Source organism: Williamsia sp. Leaf354 (assembly GCF_001424365.1).
Lineage (GTDB): Bacteria > Actinomycetota > Actinomycetes > Mycobacteriales > Mycobacteriaceae > Williamsia_A.
Map to the genome: position 1 here is coordinate 1,620,867 of NZ_LMPL01000001.1, position 17,466 is coordinate 1,638,332.

A 17,466-nucleotide genomic window follows, 5' to 3' on the forward strand; every position below is an offset into this window, starting at 1 on the left:
GCCGACATTCGGGTCGAATACGACAACGCCCGCCACTCCGGAGGGAAGTGGCGGGCGTTCATCGTGCGCTGATGTCAGGCGTTCTGGGTCTCCAGCGACGGGTAATCGGTGTAGCCCTCGGCGCCCGGCGCGTAGAACGTGGCCTGGTTCGGCTCGGTGAGCTCGGCGCCCTTCTTGAGACGCTCCACCAGGTCGGGGTTGGAGATGTACCACCGGCCCACGATGACCGCATCGGCGGTGCCGTCGGCGACGAGCTTCTCGAGCTGCGCGAAATCGGACTCGATGGCGAAGCCGGTGTTGAGCAGGAACGGCACGGTGATCTCGGGACGTAGCGTCGCGAGCACCGGATCGGTGGGCTCGATGAGGAAGTGCACGTATGCCAACGGGATGTCGGCGATGGCGCGCAGGAGTTCCTGGTGCACGGGCACGGTGTCGGACTCGTTCATGCCGTTGGCCTTGTGGCCGGGGCTCAGGCGGATACCGACCTTGTCGGCGCCGATCTCATCGACGACGGCCTTCACGATCTCGATGACGATGCGCGCACGGTTGGCGGGCGAGCCGCCGTATTCGTCGGTGCGCTGGTTGGTGTCGTCGCCGAGGAACTGGTGCAGCAGGTAGCCGTTGGCGCCGTGGATCTCCACGCCGTCGAGCCCGGCGTCGATGGCGCGGCGAGCCGAGGTGCGGAAGGCGTCGACGATGCCGGAGATCTCATTGGTCTCCAACGCACGGGGGGTGACCAGGGGGACGCTGCCGTTCGGGCCGTGGGCCTTGCCGTCGGCAGCGATGGCCGACGGGGCGACCGGGTCGCCGCCGGGGAGATCGGGGTGCGCGACGCGACCCACGTGCCAGGTCTGCACAAAGATCTGGCCGCCTTCGTTGTGGACGGCCTCGGCGATCTCGGCCCACTTGGCCTGCTGGGCGTCGTTGTGGATGCCCGGGGTGTTCATGTACGCGCCACCGGCCGAGGCGCTGGACTGCGTGGCCTCGGTGATGATGAGGCCGGCGCCCGCACGCTGGCGGTAGTACTCGGTCTGCAGGTCGGTGGGGGTGCCGTCGGACTCCGCGCGCAGGCGGGTCAGCGGTGCCATGAACACGCGGTGGGGCGTGTGGATGACGCCGGAGTCGAACGGCTTCAGCAGCGGGGAGTCATCGGTAAGCGTGTAAGTCATGCTCGGGTCAACACGGCGACAGGCCGGGGTCAATCCCCGATGCGACGCACGTCACTCTCGGTGGATCGCGACGGTGGCGTCCACGGCTCCTCGCCCGTGATCGCTGGGACGCAGCTCGCGACGATGTCGAGCGTGGAGTCGGACAGCACCAGTAGCGCGATCGGCGGGTGGACCGGGCGGTGGTCGGCGACCCACTGGGCGGCGTGAGACATCGCGGCTCTGGTGTCGGCAGTTCCGCGCAGGACCACGCCCAGGACCAATTCGGGGGTGTCCTCTCCGATGCCCATCTGGAACAGGTACGCCCTATCGATCTCCCCGGTGGTTGCGACGAGCTCGCGGACCACGTGTTGCAGCTCTACCGGGGGATGCTCGGCCGGCGCGCCGATGAATGTCCGGGTCCCGGCCGGCACGACGCGTTGTAGGTCGTCGCTCGCCATGCGCTGCACCTCGGCGGGCGGGATCATCAAGCCCGGCGCATCATCGGTCGGATTCAGCGCCATCACGAGATCGCTCGGCCACTGCCCGGCGAGTTGTCGTCCCGTCAGCATCGCCGCGGGACGGTCCCGTAGATGCGTCAGGATGCGTTCGTGAGCGCTGAACACCGCTGCGCACGAATGCGATCCGTATGTGAAGACGCTCAACGCCGAGCCACCGTCGGCCGTCTGTTTCAACGGCACCGCCATCTCGAAGGATTGCAGCTCGCGAAGGAAGCCGTCCTGAGACAGCGAGCCTGTGTCGAGCATCGACACAGCGTCATCGAGGTGCATGTCGTGCCTTTCGTTCTGGAGGGGTTGGCGCGGCCGAGGACCGGTCGGGCACTGCTGATGGTCCTGATATCTGAACCGCCGTGCCCTGCCCATTGTGCCGCTGGTGGCCAAGGCGAAGAGCTCCACCGAACTGCACCGATGAGCACAAGCAGGTCACCAAACGGGCTGTGCAGCGGGTAATCTGCCACCCCGTGACGACAGACTGGCGAGCGGACACCGTCGGGACCATCCGCGACCTCATCCTCGGGGCAGACGACGGGATCACCGAGGAGATCAAGTGGCGCAAACCCTCGAATCCCGATGGCGTGCCGACGTTCTCGCGCGACGGACTCATCTGCACCTTGGAGACCTACAAGGACAAGGTGAAGGTCACGTTCGCCAAGGGCGCGTCACTTCCCGATCCGCAGTCGGTGTTCAACGCCAGCCTCGACGCAGGCGCGCGGCGCGCCGTCGACATCAAGGCCGCTGATGAGCTCGATCGCGAGGCGTTCACCGCGCTCATCCAGGCGGCGGTCGCGCTCAACCAGGGCTGAGCGGGCTACAGCAGCTTCGACACGATGCGCCCGGCCTCCAGCGACAGCGGGTCGTCGTACAGTGCGGCCAGGGCGTCACGCAGACGGACGACATACTCGGTGGTCGCCTCGTCGGAGCCGTCGTAGGGCGCGTCCACGGCCGAACGATCAGGACCACCGGTCTCGGTGCTCGTCACAGTCATGGTCGGACCTCGAATCGCGCGTCGAACGTCACCGACGAGAAGGAACCGGCGACGCGAGTGGGCAGATCGTTTCCGTCCGACGCCGTCGAGGACTGGCATCAGGAATGTTCTTGACGGTAACGAAGTCCAGGTCAGGCCGCAAAGCGGAATTCCACAGGCCCTCTCACAGCCCCGGGTGACCGGTGTCGTCGGGCGGCACCGGGTCGGGCTCGTCGGACACCCCGCGCGCCACCATCTGGATGATCACCAACGGCGGATCGGCCCCGTCGACGATCTCACCGGCGGCGTCGACGATGAGCCAGCCACCCTCGAGCCGTCGCAATCGGACACCGTCGAGCGCGGCACGGCGCTGGGTGCCGCTGAACACCCCGCTCGCGACCTCGAAGATCCGGCGCACGTCGTCGGGGTGCGGGGCATCGCGATCGTCGCGGCGCCCCTTCCACGCGATCCCGCTCGGCGGATCGGTGAGCCACCGCAGCACCCGCATCTTCTCCACGTCCATCACCACGACATGGATGTTCGACACCTGCGCCATCGAGGTCATCGCCAGCGATTCGACCCGTCGGGTGATCGGGAGCGTCGGCGCTTCGAACACCACCCCCGACAACGCCGATGGTCCCGTCGGCAACAGACTCACCGACACGCGCTTCGATGCACTCGAGCCCGGGCGCAGGGTCGCGGTGCCCGTCCACGGCCCGCGATCGGGGACCAGCATCGCCTGCACGAGCCCGATGGTGTCGTCGACCTCCACGAACCGCAGTGCATCGGCACTGAGCACCGACGCCGGTTTCTCGCCGACGGCGCGACGACCGACCAGTGCTGCCGATTCCGGCGGAACGCAGAACCTGCGTTCGATGGAATCCCAGGTGAATGCGGCTGCCGCGGGTGGATCGGTGGTGTCGACGGACTCCGCTGCGACCCACGCCGCCGCGACCTCGGCCGTCGTGCCGGGTACCGGAACGCAGCGGATGCCCTCGACGACGAACGTCGAGGGCTTCTCGGTCCGCGGCGCGCGGGCCCACCGGTCGAGTTCGGCGGCGACGGATCGGGCACGACGGGCACCGAACGGATCGGTGAGGGCGCGACTCAGTGACGTCCGTGCCCGCGGCGCACCATCGCGGCTGAGCACGGCCGGTCGTCCGGGTTCGCGGAGATCCGCGAGCACCCACTCGACACTCGCCATGAGTAGAAGTTACGTGAGTCTCGGCAACGAGTTGGCCGTGAGCGGCGGATCGGTGGGTACGGCACAATCCGACCCGTGATGTCGGATGCGCCACCCGAGGTGCGGACCGCGGCGACGCGACAGGAATTCGCCGTCTGCGCCACCGCGCTGGCAGCGGCCTTCGCCGACGACCCGCTCATGACGTTCCTCTGGCCCGACGCCCACCGCAGGCACGCGGCACTGCCGAGGTACTTCACCGCGACCCTGCGCCACGAGCACGGGCGGATCGGTGTCGTCGACTACCTCGCCGACCACACCGGACGCCCCATAGCTGTCGCGGCGTGGGACGGTCCCGACCGTGGTGGCCCGATGGCCGGCCTGGCTCGCACGCTGCGCGCGGCTCCACGAACGCTGACCGCGCTCGGCGGTCGAGTCGGTGCCGGCCTCGACGTGCGGCGGCGCCTCGACGCCCACGAACCGTCCGCCCCGCACTGGACGCTGGTGAACCTCGGCGTCACACCCGCAGCGCAGAGACGTGGGCTCGCGCGCATCCTGCTCGACCACCGCCTTGCCGCTGTGGACGCGCATGGGCACCCGGCGCACCTGGTGTGCACGCGCGCCGAGAACGTCGCGCTGTACCAACGCTTCGGGTTCACGGTGAGCGATGAGTTCGCCCTCGCCGATGGGACACCGCTGTGGTCGATGGATCGCCCACCCGCGCACCGGTGATCAGTGCGAGGTCGGTCGGCGCTCGCCCGACGGCCGACCCGGTGGCAACACCACCAGCCGCAGCGCCTGTCGCAGCACGGTGACCGTGGCGGCCCATGCGTGCTGCTCGTGTCGGCAGGCCGCGGCCTCCTCGGCGTCACCCGATTCGTCGGCCCTCTCGGCGTTCGTGCGCCAGCTGATCTCCTCGATCTCGCACAGCCGGATGAACTCGAGGATGTCGCCTCGATGGTGTCCACAGATCTGCGCGACCTCGGAGGGGGTCAGAGGGCCGTCCTGATCGAGCTGGATCAACGCCATCAGAGCCTCGGGCAGGCGGTCGGGATCGGCCTCGAACTGTGCGTTCGTGTCCGGCTGAGCATGCCGGTGGTCGGAGAGGGCGGCACGGATCGCGACACCGCCGTCGGCGAGGAAATCGAGCCACGCGGACAACGCCGAGGCCAGGTTGTGCTCGTGGAACACCGTCGCCCCGAGCGTCATCGTCGCGATCACCCGGTCGTCGACGAGCAGCAACGTGACGCCGCCGGCCGTATTCGCGCGGGAGGCGATGTGGCGCGCCGCGGTGTCCGGATCGGCGACGCGGTCGACGAGGCACGACACCATCACGACGGTCGGCGAGTCCGCGTCAGCGCGAATCCAGGAACCGATCACCCCCGGGACCCAGATGTCGCCATCGGCGTCGACGTCGACCTCGGTACCGGTGATGCGTTCGATCGCCGCGAGCACCAGGTGCTGCAGATGCGCCTGATCCATCGGAACGACACCGATCGAGATCTCCGGCTCCGACGGTGGCGCCGAAATGGTCGAGTCGGCCAGGAACGTCGGGTGCAGCACCTCCCAGACGCGCCGCAGCGTGGACTCGACCGCCGTCGCAAGTGCGTCGACACCGCGCCGCCCCGATTCGAGAACGACGGTGCCGCCCCGCAGCTGTCGCCAGCCGAGCTCGCGGAGGACGGCAATCTGCTCGAGACGGCACTCCTCGGTGGTGTGGAGGTCGGAGGTGACCACGGTGGCCCGGACCCGACGCGCACCGGTGACGGAGAACCGGATCACCCCGTGCGGGCCTTCGGGGAACTCGACCGTCGACTGGGCGACGGTGACCGTCTCGCCGCGCTCGAGCTGCGCGAGCCGATCGGCGAGATCGAACCGGAACGACCGCCAGGCCGCGGCCACGGCATCGTCGAGATCGATGTGGGTGCGCATGGCGCCTCCTTTCGTGCGGACGTCGAGTCGCTGTGTCTCTCTTCGTCTTCGACGCTAGTTCAGGGGTCTGACAGTGCGCGTCGGCCGAGCGGTCACCATTCGTGCCCGCAGGCCCCGCAACGACGGGTCGGGGCGTCGCCGATGACGACACATCCCGCGCCCACGGTGCCGTAGGGCGGCGGCGAGGCCGGCATACCCCACAGCACCCGGAACGTGCGGTGCTCGTTGCACGCCGGACACGCCGGTCGGTTGCCGAACATCAGCTCGTCGACGCTCGGCCCGAGTGGCTGGTGCACGATGTCGTGGCAGCTCGGGCACAGCGCGACCCAGCCGATGTCGTCGTACGGAACCTCGACCGTCTGGTGTCGTTGCAGGCGCGGGCTGGTCTTGCCCGCCCACCGTCGGCCGCAGCCGGTGCAGCCCCAGGAACTCTCGACCGCGCTCACGCCCATCGTGTCGACGTCGGCGCAGGGGGAGGGGAGCGCGAACCACGGGGTGGGGGCGTCGCACTCGGCCTCGATGGCAGCGATGACCGCGGCGCCCTCGGTGTGATGCAGCGACCGGGGGTCGACGGTGATCGCGGTACCGGCGCGTCGCGAGATCGCGGCCGCGGCGAGCGGCTCGGACACCCGTGGGTCGGCGGGCTCGAGGTCCCAGTCGTCGGGATCGGTCCCCATGCGCAGCACCGACACCCCCAGGACCGCGGCCTCGCGTCCCTGCACGACCGTGACGACGGTGTCGCCGTCGGCCACGTCGTCGGGGAACGTCCACCAGGTCTCGTCGGTCGTGCGGCCGGATCCGTGGCGGTCGATCGACTGCCACGGTGCGGCGAACACGACGTGCACCGGGCGGTGCGGGTCAACGGTGGGGCGGGTGCTGATGGTGGGCTCCTCGGACGGTCTGGAGGTCTGTGAGTGTGGGGGTCGCCGACGATACGGCCGGTGTCCGACAGTGCGCGCGGTTCGGCAGCGGCGCTGTGAGAGTGTGAATCGATGAAGCCGTTCTTCGAGGTCGTCTCCCGCGATGGTGAGGTCGCCTACCGCGCCAACGAGCACGCACAGAGCGCCTGGGGCGACGACCACGTGGCCGGGCCCGCGGTGGTCGGTCTCCTCGCCCAGGTCCTCGAGGACGAACAGCGCGTCGAGGGGTTCATGCCGGCGCGCACCACCTTCGAACTGCTGCGTGCGTTCAAGACCGTGCCCACCATCGTGCGCACCGAGACGATGCGCACCGGCTCGCGCATCAAGGTCGCCCGTGCCGACGCGTTCCAGAACGACACCCTGGTCGCCACGGCGATGTACGTGCAGTACCGGATGTCGGAGAACGCGCCCGGCGACCGCTGGCGTGCCGATGCCACCGTGCCCGCGCCGCCCGTCGACGACGAGCCCGACGCGGTCACCTGGTACCACTCCGACCGCGTCGGATGGACCAGCGAACTCGAGAAGCATCTCAACGCCGACCGCACCACCGCGTGGTGGAACGTGCTCCCGATGACCGCCGACCGACCGCCGAGCCCCTACGTGCGGGCCGTCACCACCGCCGAGTGGACCAGCCTCGTCACCAATCTCGGCACCGAGTGGGTCGGATACATCAACGGCGACCTCACCGTCGCGCTGTCGCGTCTGCCCGACGGTGACTGGGTGGGCGTGCGGGAGGACTCCCACATCGACACCGAGGGAATCGCCGTCGGCACCACCACCCTCTACGACGTGCACGGACCCATCGGTTCGGGAATGGTCACCGCGCTCAACAACACCCGGGCGTTCTCGTGACCGGGCGACCCGTCGCGGCATTCCTCGACGTCAACGACACCCTCTCCGATCTCGGGTCGGTCGGCGGCGCGTTCGTCGATGCCGGCCTACGCGCCGAGGACGTCCGCACCTGGTACCTCTCGGTGCTCCGTGACGGTTTCGCGGCGACGGTGTTGGGCGACAACGCCTCCTACGCCGCCATCGGCACCGACGTCGCGCGATCGATGATCCACGCAGCCCATACCGACCGCTCCGACGCCGACCTCGACGCGGCGGCACAGTCGATCATGACGGCCATGGTTGCCGCGCAACCACACCCCGATGTCGTGCCCGGGATCGTCGCGCTGAACGAGGTCGGCGTTCGCGTCATCACGCTGAGCAACGGGTCGACCGACGTCGCACGAACACTGCTGGGCGACACTCCGGCCGCGGCGGCGATGGATTCGTATCTCTCGGCCAACGACGCCGGCGGCTGGAAGCCGTCACCGGCCGCCTACCGACACGGACTGCGCTCGGCCGGCGTCGCCGGTGTCGAGGCGCTGATGGTCGCCGTGCACCCCTGGGATCTCGAGGGTGCCCGCCGCGTCGGCATGCGCACGGCGTGGATCAACCGCACGGGCGCAACCTATCCCGCGCATTTCGGCGCACCCGACATCGAGGTGACATCGCTCGTGGATCTTGCGGACCGCCTCTAGTCCGGGGTGTCGCGGCGCGACCGCTCACGGCGCAGAGCCACCCGCAGCGACTGGGTGATCAGCTTCATCGTCGCGCGCCACTGCCTCGCCTCATCACGACAGGCTCTCGCCTCATCGATGTCGCCCTCGGCGGTGGCCCGCTCCGCCGAGGCGTTCAGGGACTTCACCTGCTCCAACGAGGCCCTGATGTAGTTCATGGCCGTCCGCCGGTTGTCGCCACACAACCCCATCACGGTCAGCGGACCCGGTGGCGGTCCGTACCGGGCGAGGTGGTGCACCCGCTCCAGGGCGGCCGGGATCGCTCCGTCGTGAACGGCCGGCGATGGCGTCGACAGAGCGGCCTCGATCGTCGGGACGTCGTCGATGAGAAACTCGGTCCAGGTACGCAGCGCAGCAACGAGATTCGCGCTGTGAAAGGTCGTGCACCCCAGTCGCATGGTCGCGTACATGTGGGTGTCGATGAGTCGGAGACCCACACTCGGCCAGCGGGCGGCGTGGGTGGCGAGGTAGACCGCCGCGCCCGCGACGTCGGGCACCTCGTCGACGATGCAAGCGAAGAACTCGAGATGCGGGTCGTCGTCGCACACGCGCAGCCACGACCCGATGCTTCCCGCGGGGACCTGGATGTCGCCGTCGGAATCGACCACCACCGCGAATTCGGCCGCCTCGGTGAGTGCCTCGACGGCCAGGGCCCGCAGCTGGTCGACGGTGCGGACCACCACGCCGATCGCGACCTCGGATTCCCTGGGTGTCGGGGTGCGGTCGCCCTCGAGGAAGGTGGGGTGCACGACCTCCCAGATCTCCCGCAACGCCGTCTGTGCCTGCAGGGCAAGGGCATCGATCCCGCTCCGGCCGCACTCGACGACATGTCGACCGTGCGCACCACGCAGCCACTGCCACCCGGCCGCCTCGAGTCGGTGCACCTGGTCGAGGTGGCAGTCGGGAGTGGTGTGCAGATCGGCGGCGTCGATGGTGCATCGAATGCGACGCCGGGCGGTCACCGTGAACGTGAGGCGACCGTGGGGGCCGTCTGGCAGCTCCCGCGTCGACTGCGCGACCTCCAGCTCGTCGCCCGGCTCCAGCCGGGCCAGCCGGTCAGCGAGGTCGATACGGAACGTGCGCCACGCGGACTCGACGGCGACGTCGAAGTCGGTGTCGTCCACGTCTGCCTCCTCCCGTCGCGTCGCCGCCGAATGGCGGCTCGTCGTCGGAGAAGGGTACGACCGCCGTCCGACAGGTCAGCCGGGACGCACCGGTGACGGATAGTCGGGTAGATGGATCGCGTCGGCGGGCGGTGAGGAGAACCTCGACGCGATCGACTGGACCGGCTTCGACGCCGCGACACCGGCCGCCGCGTTGAGCACGCGGACACCGAGACGCGTCTTCGGGTTCGCGATGCGCGGCGTGCCGGGCGGAAGCTTCTGTGCCTGAGCGACGTACGGGCGCAGGATCGATTCGTATCGGCTGAAAGCGTCCCCGCCGGCGATCATCTCGTTGGCCAGGACATAGGCGCCGACCAGCGACAGGTTCGTCCCCATGCCGCTGACCGGTGAGGCGCAGTAGGCAGCATCGCCCAGCAGGACGACGCGTCCGTACCCCCAGGTGGGCAGTGTCACCTGACCGATGCCCTCGAAGTAGAAGTCGGTCGAGGCGTCCATCCCGTCGAGCACCCGTGGGATCTCCCACCCGGCGTCGCCGTAGCGGGCGCGCAGCTGCGCCTTCTGCCCGGCGGTGTCGAGTGCGTCGAGACCCTTCTCGCCACTGATGAACGACAGCGCCGCGCGGGTGGTCCCGTGCGTGTCGGGGCGGATCAGCGCCGAGCGGCTGCCCGGGAACGAGCACCACGAGGCCCACTGCGTGTCGGATGCAGCGCGCGGGATCGTGAAGTAGGACGTGTACATGCCCAGCGACCGGATGGCGTCGGTGTCGTCGACCACGAGTCGCCTTGTACGCGAACGCATCCCCTCGGCGATGATGACGTGGTCGAAACTGCGGGTCGCGCCGCTCGCGAACGTGACGTGCACGGCGGTGCTGTCGTCGTCGAGGTCGGTGATGGTGTCGCCGAAGACGGTCTCGGCGCCGGCGTCGGTTGCCGCGTCGAACACGATGCGCGCGAGGTCGCCGCGCAGGATCTCCAGTTCGGCGGTCGGTCCGTTGCCGTCGGCGAAATCCGATGCCGCGAACGCCGCCTTCACCTTTCCGTCGGTGTCGACGAACCGCAGGCCCTTCTCGCCGGTCCCGGCCGCGCGGATGGCGTCCTCGACGCCCATGCGACGCGCCACCTCCCGACCGGCGCCGCGCACGTCGACCGACTGCCCACCGGGCCGCAGCTCGTCGAAGCGTTCCACCATCGTCACCTCGAACCCGGCGCACGCCAACCAGTAGGCCGCGGTGGGTCCGGCGATGCTGGCGCCGGAGATCAATACAGTGGTCATCGCCATCGTCCTGTCATCGCGTAGTAGGCTTCCCCGTGAAGTAACTTGATGATCAAGGTATCTACGGTGGGCACGGTTGTCAACGCCGATGGACGGAAGGTGCGCTGTGACGAACGATGCGAGCGGTCACCGCGAGCGCCTGCTCGACGGATTACAGAGGTACGGAGCCGATTTCAACCAGTTCGGTCGCCGCTTCGCCGATTCGCTGGGTCTGCACACCACCGACGCCGAGGCGCTGATCGACATCGTGTACTTCGAAGACCAGGGCACGCCGCTGTCGCCGGCGCGTCTCGCCGAGCGCATCCATCTGACCTCGGGAGCGACGACATCGCTGCTGAACCGCCTGGAGGCGGCGGGCCACATCGTCCGCACGCGGGAGCATTCCGACCGCCGGGTGGTCACCCTCCGTAGCGGCCGGTCGGTGCACGACCACGCCGACGCGTTCTTCGGTCCCCTGGGCGAGAGCATCGACGAGATGATGGCGGACTATCCGCCTGAGATCCTCGCGCAGTTCGAGGCGTTCCTCGCCGACCTGCACCGCACCATGGTCGAGCACATCGAACGCCCTGATCCCGCCTGACGTAACGGTTCTCAGGGGACGACGGTCACCGGGCAGGGACTGTTGCGGACCGCGCGCCCGGCGATCGATCCGAAGATCCGGTGCACGAGCGTGGTGCTCGCACCGATCACGATGCCGTCGGCGTGATGCTCGCCGGCCAGGCGCACCAACGACCCCGCCGGATCGCCGACGGTGGTCTCGAAGCGGATGTCCACCTCGAATTGTGCTCGCAGTTCGGCGATCTCGGACTCGATGCCCTGCGCCGCGTCGACCAGGGCCGCGCAGCCCGCGACGGTGGCGCTGGTGGTGGCCACCGTGATCGGCACGACGTTCACTGCGATCACCGCCGAGGAATCGCGCCGAGCCTGGCCGAGCGCGTAGAACAATGCGCGCCAGGAGGTGTCGGATCCGTCGACCCCGACGAGCAGGGTGCGGCGGTCGATCGGGACGGGGTTCGGCGCGGCCATCGCTGGGTCTGCCCGTTCAGCGGCGCTGGGCGACGGCGCGGTCCTCGCGCAGGGCGGTCTCGGCCATCACGGCCTCACCCTCGACTGCCGGGATCTCGGTGACCGCGCTCTCGGCGTCGGCGCGTTCGTGCGACTCGGTCTGCTGCTCCTCGGTGTCGGCGTCGGTGAGCGCGCCGTGCACGGTCGACAGGACCACCGCGGCGATCACGACGGCGACCGCACCGAGCACGAACGGCACGTGGTCGTTGTAGTGCTCGACGAGCTTGCCCGCCGCGAAGGGTGCCAGACCGCCACCGATGAACCGCACGAACCCGTAGGTGGCCGAGGCGACCGACCGCTGCACCGGTGCGATGCTCATGACCGCGGTGGTGACGAGGGTGTTGTTGAGTCCCACGAAGATGCCCGACGCGATGGTCGCGCCGATGACCACCGACTGGCTGCCCGACCAGATCCCGATGACCAGGCACGCCAGGGCCATGCCGATGAGCGCGCCGTACAGCGTCGTCGGGGTCCCGAAGCGGGATTTGAGCATCGGGGCGCCGAAGACCGCGAAGATCGCAACGAGGATGCCCCAGCAGAAGAACACCGCGCCGAGCTTCAGCGCCGAGAGGTTCATGAGGAACGGTGCGTACCCGAGGATGGTGAAGAAGCCCCAGTTGTACAGCAGGCCGGTCACGCTCGTGGTCGCGAGGCTGCGATGCCGCAGAGCCTTGATGGGTTCGAGGATCGATGACTTCTCGGCGGGTTTCGGTGTCGAGGGGACGAAGACGATGGTGGCCACCAGTGCGATCAGCATGAGCACGGCGACGCCGAAGAAGGGTCCCCGCCAGCTGATGTTGCCGAGCACGCCGCCGAGCAGCGGACCCGAGGCGATACCCACGCCGAGCGCGGCCTCGTACAGGATGATCGCGCCGCCGAAACCGCCTGTCGCCGAACCGACGATGACCGCGAGCGACGTCGCGATGAACAGCGCGTTGCCCAGACCCCAGCCGGCGCGGAAGCCGACGATCTCGGCGATGCTGCCGCTGGCACCGGCCAGAGCCGCGAAGATGACGATGATGACGAGGCCGACGACCAGCGTCTGCTTGGCGCCGAAGCGGCTCGAGAACCAGCCGGTGATGAGCATGGCGACCGCGGTGACCACGAGGTAGCTGGTGAACAGCAGTGTCACCTGCGACGGCGTCGCGTCGAGCTGCGACGACAGCGACGGGAGGATCGGGTCGACCAGGCCGATGCCCATGAACGAGATGACACAGGCGAAGGCGACCGCCCACACCGCCTTGGGCTGACGGAACGAGTCGAGAAACGACCCGGAGCTGTGCGTGTGTGCCACGGTTCCTCCTGGTGGAGCGTCGATCGGTCTGGCGCGTTCCAGCGCTTCCTATCCATAGGTACTCTATATAAATCTTCTATGCAATCCCTCGGATCGTTCTATGCTGGGCGACATGACCACGTCACCGAGCACCGTCGACGACCCGGCGATCACTCGCGAGATCGGCGAGACCGTGTACGCCCTGATGACCGAACTCGTCCGGGGGATGCCCCGCGACATGAGTCTGACCTCGGTCGCGACGCTCTCGACGTTGAACCGACTCGGCCCGCGGCGGGTGACCGACCTCGCGGCGTCCGAGGGCGTGACGCAGCCGTCAATGACGGCGCTGGTGACCGCGCTCGAACGGTCGGGCCACGTGACACGGCGCACCGATCCGAGCGACAAGCGGGCGTCGCTGGTGAGCGTCACCGACCTCGGTCGCGACTATGTGGAGCACCGCCGGCGTGCCGGTGCCGCCACGGTGGTGTCGGTGCTGGACGAGCTCACCGACGACGAACGCGCCGCCCTCGCCGCCGCGGTGCCGGCGATGTCGCGTCTGCGCGACCTCAAGTCGGATCAGCGTCTCGGCTGACCGCCGCTACCTGCCCAACTGCGGTGGTTAGGTGCCCAACTGCGGTCGTTAGGTGCCCAACTGGCGGCGTTACGTGCCCAACTGGCGGGTGGGGTCAGGGGTTGAGGTCGTAGAGGGTGACGCCGTCGACGACCTGTGGGCGGTGATGCGCCATCACCCAACTGGTGATCTGCGCCGAGGCGGAGGTGTTCTCGCGCATCGGGATCGGACTCGCGAACGCGATGAACCAGTGGATCTGGTGCCCGGCGACGAGGCGCTGGAACTGCGCGAGCGTGGGTGACGGGTCGCCGCCGGAGAAGCCACCCACCGGCATGACCGGCTTCTCGATCGCGAGCTGGTACCCCGACGCCGACAACGCACTCACCGTCGCCGCCGCCCACCGGTAGTTCCCGGCCTCGCGGGCGAGCAGATCGGTGACCGCACGCGGGGGTGCCTCGCCGGTGAACATGCGTTTCGCGGCCTGCAGTGCGCCCGGCGACATCTCCCGCGGGAGACCGCCGAACCCGCGCACCGCGGCGGATTTCGGACCCGCCGTGGCGAGTCCCCCGACGCGGGATGTGGCGACGGTGTCGATGCTGTACGCCAGCGGGCCGGCGAGTCCCACGACGACGACCGTGGCGACGACCGCACGGGCGGTCCAGCGTCCGGGGCGGAACCGTTCGACGACGAGCCCGGCGACCGCGAGCACCGCGACGACGATCACGAACGGTCGCAGCCACGACTGGAAGTCGGGTGTGCGGCCGAGAACGATGACCGCGAGCACGGCGGTCACGACCACCGCGACGACGAGAACCGTACGCACCCAGAGCGTCTCGCGGTGCTGCCAGCCGCGCACCGACCCGATCCCGACGAGCAGTGCGATCGGCGGCACCAGCGCCAGGGTGTAGTACGGGTGGAAGATGCCGGCCATGTAGCTCATCAACACGGCGTTGGAGAACAGCCACAGCCACGCGAACACCGCAACGGCGCGTTCGAGATCGATGCGCGTTGCGCGCCCGCGCAGGACGATCGCCGCGGCGCCGAGGATGAGCGCGGCGGGGATGAGCCACCCGACCTGTCCGCCGACCGCGGGGGAGAACATCCGCAGGATCCCGGTCTGGCCACCGAACGCCGCGAGCATCCGGTTCATGCCCTCACCGGAGCCGCCCGCGCCGCGCGGGCCACCGGCACCGCCCAGTCCCGAGCCCTCGTCGCCGGTGAGGCGGCCGAGTCCGTTGTAGCCCAGGGTGAGTTCGATGATCGAATTGTGTTCGGTGCCGCCGATGTACGGCCGCGAGCCGGCCGGCCACAGTTCCACCGTCAGCACCCACCACCCCGCGCCCACGATGGCCGCGCCCAGCGCGGCGAGCAAGTGGACGATGCGGGTCCGCATGGCCGGTGGCCCGAAGGCGAGGTACGCGACCGCGATCGGCGGCACGATGAGCAGCGCCTGCAGCTGCTTGGTGAGGAACGCCAGGCCGATGAGTCCGCCGGCGAGAACGGCCCACCGCAGTCGGCCGTCGTCGAGGATGCGCAGTGTCGCCCAAGCGGCGGCGATGAGCAGCAGCACCAGCAGGGCGTCGGGGTTGTTGAACCGGAACATCACCGCGGCGACGGGCTGCAGGGCCAGCACGACACCCGCGACGAACCCGGCTCGAGGACCGGCGATGCGTCGGCCGATGACGTAGATCAGCGCCACCGCAGCGACACCCATCAGGGCCTGGGGCACCAGGATCGACCACGAATTCAGACCGAACACGCGCACCGCGATACCGGAGATCCACAGCGACACCGGCGGTTTGTCGACGGTGATCGAGTTCGCGGCGTCGGACGAACCGAAGAACCACGCCTTCCACGACTGCGACCCGGCCTGCTCGGCCGCGGCGTAGAAATCGTTGGCGTAGCGGTTGATCGAGAGGTCCCACAGGTAGAGCACCGCGGTGCCGATCAGCAGCGCGGCGAACGCGAGTCGATGCCCGCGACCCGCCGAGGCGTTGCCACCATCGGTGTCGTGCCCGACGGTCGGCGCGGTGTCCTCGGGTATCCCGACGGTGGCGGTCATGCGGTGGACTCCTTCTGCAGATGACGGCCGAACACCCAGCGCAACGAGACGAACCGGACGATGGTCGCGAGCAGGTTGGCGCCGATGAGGACGGCGAGATCGACGTGCTTGTCGGCGTGCGGGAAATCGGCGTGCAGCACGTACAGCGCCAGCGCCGAGATCGCCCAGCCCACCAGGAAGATCGCGATGCCCTGGATCTGGTGGCCGACGGCGCCGTCGCGACCCCGCACCCCGAAGGTGAAGGCCCGGTTGGCCCACGTGTTGAGCACAGCCGTGATGAGCAGGGCGAGGAAGTTGGCCGGTTGCGCGCCGACGAGGGGGTGCAGCGCGAGGTAGAGCAGAGCGAACGCGATGGTCGAGGCGACACCGATGAGCCCGAACCGCACGAGATGGCCGATCATGCCGCGTGGCACGCCCGACACCTCGGGTTCGTCGAGTCGGTTGCGCCCCATGGTCGCTCGCAGTTCCGCGATGGGGAGGTCGCCGCTGCCCAGGGCTCGGGCGACCCGCCAGCACCCCTTGAGATCCTCGGTGGCGGTCTTGACGATGTCGACCTTCGAGTCGGGGTCGTCGATCCAGTCGACGGGCACCTCGGCGATCCGCAGCCCCACGCGTTCGGCGAGGACGAGCATCTCGGTGTCGAAGAACCAGCCGGTGTCCTCCACGTGTGGCAGCAGGCGCCGCGCGACGTCGGTGCGGATGGCCTTGAAGCCGCACTGGGCGTCGGTGAAACGCGCGTGCATCGCGGTGCGCAGGATGAGGTTGTACCCGCGGGAGATGAACTCGCGCTTGGTTCCCCGGATCACCCGGGCCGAGCGCGACAGGCGCGACCCGATCGCGATGTCGGAGTGACCCGACAGCAGTGGCGCCACCAGCGGCATGAGCGCGTTGAGGTCGGTGGACAGGTCGACGTCCATGTAGCAGACCACCTCGGCGTCGCTCTCGCGCCAGACGGCGTTGAGCGCACGACCGCGACCCTTCTGCTCGAGGTGCACCACCCGCACCCGCGGGAGCGTCTCGGCGAGGCCGCGTGCCACGGCGAGGGTGCGATCGGTGCTGGCGTTGTCGGCGACGGTGATCCGCGACGAGAACGGTGTCGTCGCGAGATGCGCATGGAGTCGACGCACGCATCCCTCGAGGTCGGCTTCCTCGTTGTAGACGGGGATCACCACATCGAGCGTCGGGTGCGGTGGTGTGCGGTCGAGGGTCACCTCCATCTCGGGGGAGGCGATCGGGTGCCTGGTGGTCATCGTGTGCGGCCTCGCGGTTGCGGTGATCGGGTGTCGGATACGCCCGATGTTGAGCAGTGCTAAAGACCGAGACTACGACCGGTTCGCGGTCCGGGCCAGGGTTGGCGGCGAGAGACTGTCGAAGGTGACGAACGTCATCGGCGGAATGTGTCAGATGCCCGAATCTGCAGGGGTTTTCGCGTGTCGACGCACAGCGAACTGTCAGGAAGTCGGGTCGCGGGAAACACCACGGGCCGGCGTCTCCGCTGTGTAGCAGAAGCCGCCGGCCCCTCGGTGGACGGCGACAGGCGCCGTCTGGTCTGGGTCAGATCAGCGCGAGACCTTGCGGCGTCCGGTGATCGAGACGTAGGCGAAGATCAGCACCGCGGCGACGATGATGCCGACGATGAACGGCACGACCTTCCAGCCGCCGTTGTCGTTGCTGTAGCCGAACTGGTAGGTGAGCCACGATCCGATGAGGGCTCCGAGGATGCCGAGAACGATCGTCATGATGACGCCGATGTTCTGCTTGCCGGGCAACACGAGACGGGCGAGGGCGCCGATGATGAGACCGCCGATGACGGCGGAGATGACAGTCCACATGGTGAGCTCCTTCGAGATTCGCGACGGTCGAGCGTGCCGA

At 68.9% G+C, this 17,466-nt stretch carries 19 protein-coding genes; 6 read left to right on the forward strand and 13 right to left on the reverse strand.

Going from position 1 to position 17,466, the window contains the following annotated elements; genetic code table 11:
- Window positions 1–74: 74 nt before the first annotated feature.
- Both ASG12_RS07825 and ASG12_RS07830 read right to left on the reverse strand, forming a co-directional pair.
- Window positions 75–1,169: an alkene reductase gene (locus tag ASG12_RS07825; RefSeq protein ID WP_055787149.1), complete on the reverse strand. Its 1,095-nt coding sequence runs from the start codon at window positions 1,167–1,169 to the stop codon at window positions 75–77.
- 29 nt (window positions 1,170–1,198) lie between these two features.
- On the reverse strand, window positions 1,199–2,047 hold the full coding sequence (locus ASG12_RS07830; protein WP_156377982.1) for an enhanced serine sensitivity protein SseB C-terminal domain-containing protein: 849 nt from the start codon (window positions 2,045–2,047) through the stop codon (window positions 1,199–1,201).
- A gap of 80 nt (window positions 2,048–2,127) precedes the next feature.
- Between ASG12_RS07830 and ASG12_RS07835 the strand changes: the two genes are divergently transcribed.
- Window positions 2,128–2,469 (forward strand): DUF1801 domain-containing protein, encoded by a 342-nt coding sequence (locus ASG12_RS07835; protein WP_055787153.1) that lies wholly within the window; start codon window positions 2,128–2,130, stop codon window positions 2,467–2,469.
- 5 nt (window positions 2,470–2,474) lie between these two features.
- On the opposite strand, the gene ASG12_RS21635 is transcribed toward ASG12_RS07835, so the two are convergent.
- Complete coding sequence (locus tag ASG12_RS21635; RefSeq protein ID WP_156377983.1) at window positions 2,475–2,651, reverse strand: hypothetical protein; 177 nt, start codon at window positions 2,649–2,651, stop codon at window positions 2,475–2,477.
- A gap of 163 nt (window positions 2,652–2,814) precedes the next feature.
- Window positions 2,815–3,834, reverse strand: a complete 1,020-nt coding sequence (locus ASG12_RS07840; protein ID WP_055787157.1) for a hypothetical protein — start codon at window positions 3,832–3,834, stop codon at window positions 2,815–2,817.
- A 78-nt stretch (window positions 3,835–3,912) separates the two neighbouring features.
- Between ASG12_RS07840 and ASG12_RS07845 the strand changes: the two genes are divergently transcribed.
- On the forward strand, window positions 3,913–4,542 hold the full coding sequence (locus tag ASG12_RS07845; protein ID WP_055787923.1) for a GNAT family N-acetyltransferase: 630 nt from the start codon (window positions 3,913–3,915) through the stop codon (window positions 4,540–4,542).
- Here ASG12_RS07845 and ASG12_RS07850 read toward each other — a convergent pair whose 3' ends face one another.
- Window positions 4,543–5,742, reverse strand: a complete 1,200-nt coding sequence (locus tag ASG12_RS07850; RefSeq protein ID WP_055787159.1) for a TY-Chap domain-containing protein — start codon at window positions 5,740–5,742, stop codon at window positions 4,543–4,545.
- A gap of 92 nt (window positions 5,743–5,834) precedes the next feature.
- Window positions 5,835–6,578 carry a hypothetical protein gene (locus ASG12_RS07855; protein ID WP_156377984.1) on the reverse strand — a complete coding sequence of 248 codons (744 nt, stop codon included), beginning with the start codon at window positions 6,576–6,578 and terminating at the stop codon, window positions 5,835–5,837.
- Between the two features lie 156 nt (window positions 6,579–6,734).
- On the opposite strand from ASG12_RS07855, the gene ASG12_RS07860 reads away from it, so the two are divergent.
- The gene (locus ASG12_RS07860; protein WP_055787162.1) at window positions 6,735–7,514 is read left to right on the forward strand and encodes an acyl-CoA thioesterase domain-containing protein; all 780 of its coding nucleotides are present in this window, start codon (window positions 6,735–6,737) and stop codon (window positions 7,512–7,514) included.
- Window positions 7,511–8,188 (forward strand): HAD family hydrolase, encoded by a 678-nt coding sequence (locus tag ASG12_RS07865; protein ID WP_055787165.1) that lies wholly within the window; start codon window positions 7,511–7,513, stop codon window positions 8,186–8,188. The genes ASG12_RS07860 and ASG12_RS07865 overlap by 4 nt, the downstream gene beginning before the upstream one ends.
- On the opposite strand, the gene ASG12_RS07870 is transcribed toward ASG12_RS07865, so the two are convergent.
- Together ASG12_RS07870 and ASG12_RS07875 are read right to left on the reverse strand one after the other, a co-directional pair.
- Window positions 8,185–9,351 (reverse strand): TY-Chap domain-containing protein, encoded by a 1,167-nt coding sequence (locus ASG12_RS07870; RefSeq protein WP_055787169.1) that lies wholly within the window; start codon window positions 9,349–9,351, stop codon window positions 8,185–8,187. The two genes, ASG12_RS07865 and ASG12_RS07870, sit on opposite strands and share 4 nt — an antisense overlap.
- 75 nt (window positions 9,352–9,426) lie before the next feature.
- A complete protein-coding gene (locus ASG12_RS07875) occupies window positions 9,427–10,623 on the reverse strand; it encodes an FAD-dependent monooxygenase (RefSeq protein WP_200932737.1) in 1,197 nt (398 codons plus the stop codon).
- Window positions 10,624–10,729: 106 nt separating this feature from the next.
- Here ASG12_RS07875 and ASG12_RS07880 point away from each other — a divergent pair, with 106 nt between their 5' ends.
- Window positions 10,730–11,203, forward strand: a complete 474-nt coding sequence (locus ASG12_RS07880) for a MarR family winged helix-turn-helix transcriptional regulator (protein WP_235456144.1) — start codon at window positions 10,730–10,732, stop codon at window positions 11,201–11,203.
- Window positions 11,204–11,214: 11 nt separating this feature from the next.
- Here the strand turns inward: ASG12_RS07880 and ASG12_RS07885 are convergent, their stop codons facing one another.
- Complete coding sequence (locus ASG12_RS07885) at window positions 11,215–11,649, reverse strand: universal stress protein (RefSeq protein WP_055787177.1); 435 nt, start codon at window positions 11,647–11,649, stop codon at window positions 11,215–11,217.
- Between the two features lie 16 nt (window positions 11,650–11,665).
- Window positions 11,666–12,982, reverse strand: a complete 1,317-nt coding sequence (locus ASG12_RS07890; protein WP_055787179.1) for an MFS transporter — start codon at window positions 12,980–12,982, stop codon at window positions 11,666–11,668.
- Between the two features lie 112 nt (window positions 12,983–13,094).
- Between ASG12_RS07890 and ASG12_RS07895 the strand changes: the two genes are divergently transcribed.
- Entirely contained in the window at window positions 13,095–13,553 is a 459-nt protein-coding gene (locus ASG12_RS07895; protein ID WP_235456153.1) for a MarR family transcriptional regulator, read from the forward strand.
- A 94-nt stretch (window positions 13,554–13,647) separates the two neighbouring features.
- Here ASG12_RS07895 and ASG12_RS07900 read toward each other — a convergent pair whose 3' ends face one another.
- From ASG12_RS07900 to ASG12_RS07910, 3 genes are all read right to left on the reverse strand, one after another.
- Window positions 13,648–15,594, reverse strand: a complete 1,947-nt coding sequence (locus ASG12_RS07900; protein ID WP_055787182.1) for an ArnT family glycosyltransferase — start codon at window positions 15,592–15,594, stop codon at window positions 13,648–13,650.
- Window positions 15,591–16,844 carry a bifunctional glycosyltransferase family 2/GtrA family protein gene (locus ASG12_RS07905; RefSeq protein ID WP_055787184.1) on the reverse strand — a complete coding sequence of 418 codons (1,254 nt, stop codon included), beginning with the start codon at window positions 16,842–16,844 and terminating at the stop codon, window positions 15,591–15,593. Before ASG12_RS07905 ends, ASG12_RS07900 begins: the two co-directional genes overlap by 4 nt.
- 309 nt (window positions 16,845–17,153) lie before the next feature.
- Window positions 17,154–17,426, reverse strand: a complete 273-nt coding sequence (locus ASG12_RS07910) for a GlsB/YeaQ/YmgE family stress response membrane protein (protein ID WP_055787187.1) — start codon at window positions 17,424–17,426, stop codon at window positions 17,154–17,156.
- Window positions 17,427–17,466: the final 40 nt, after the last annotated feature.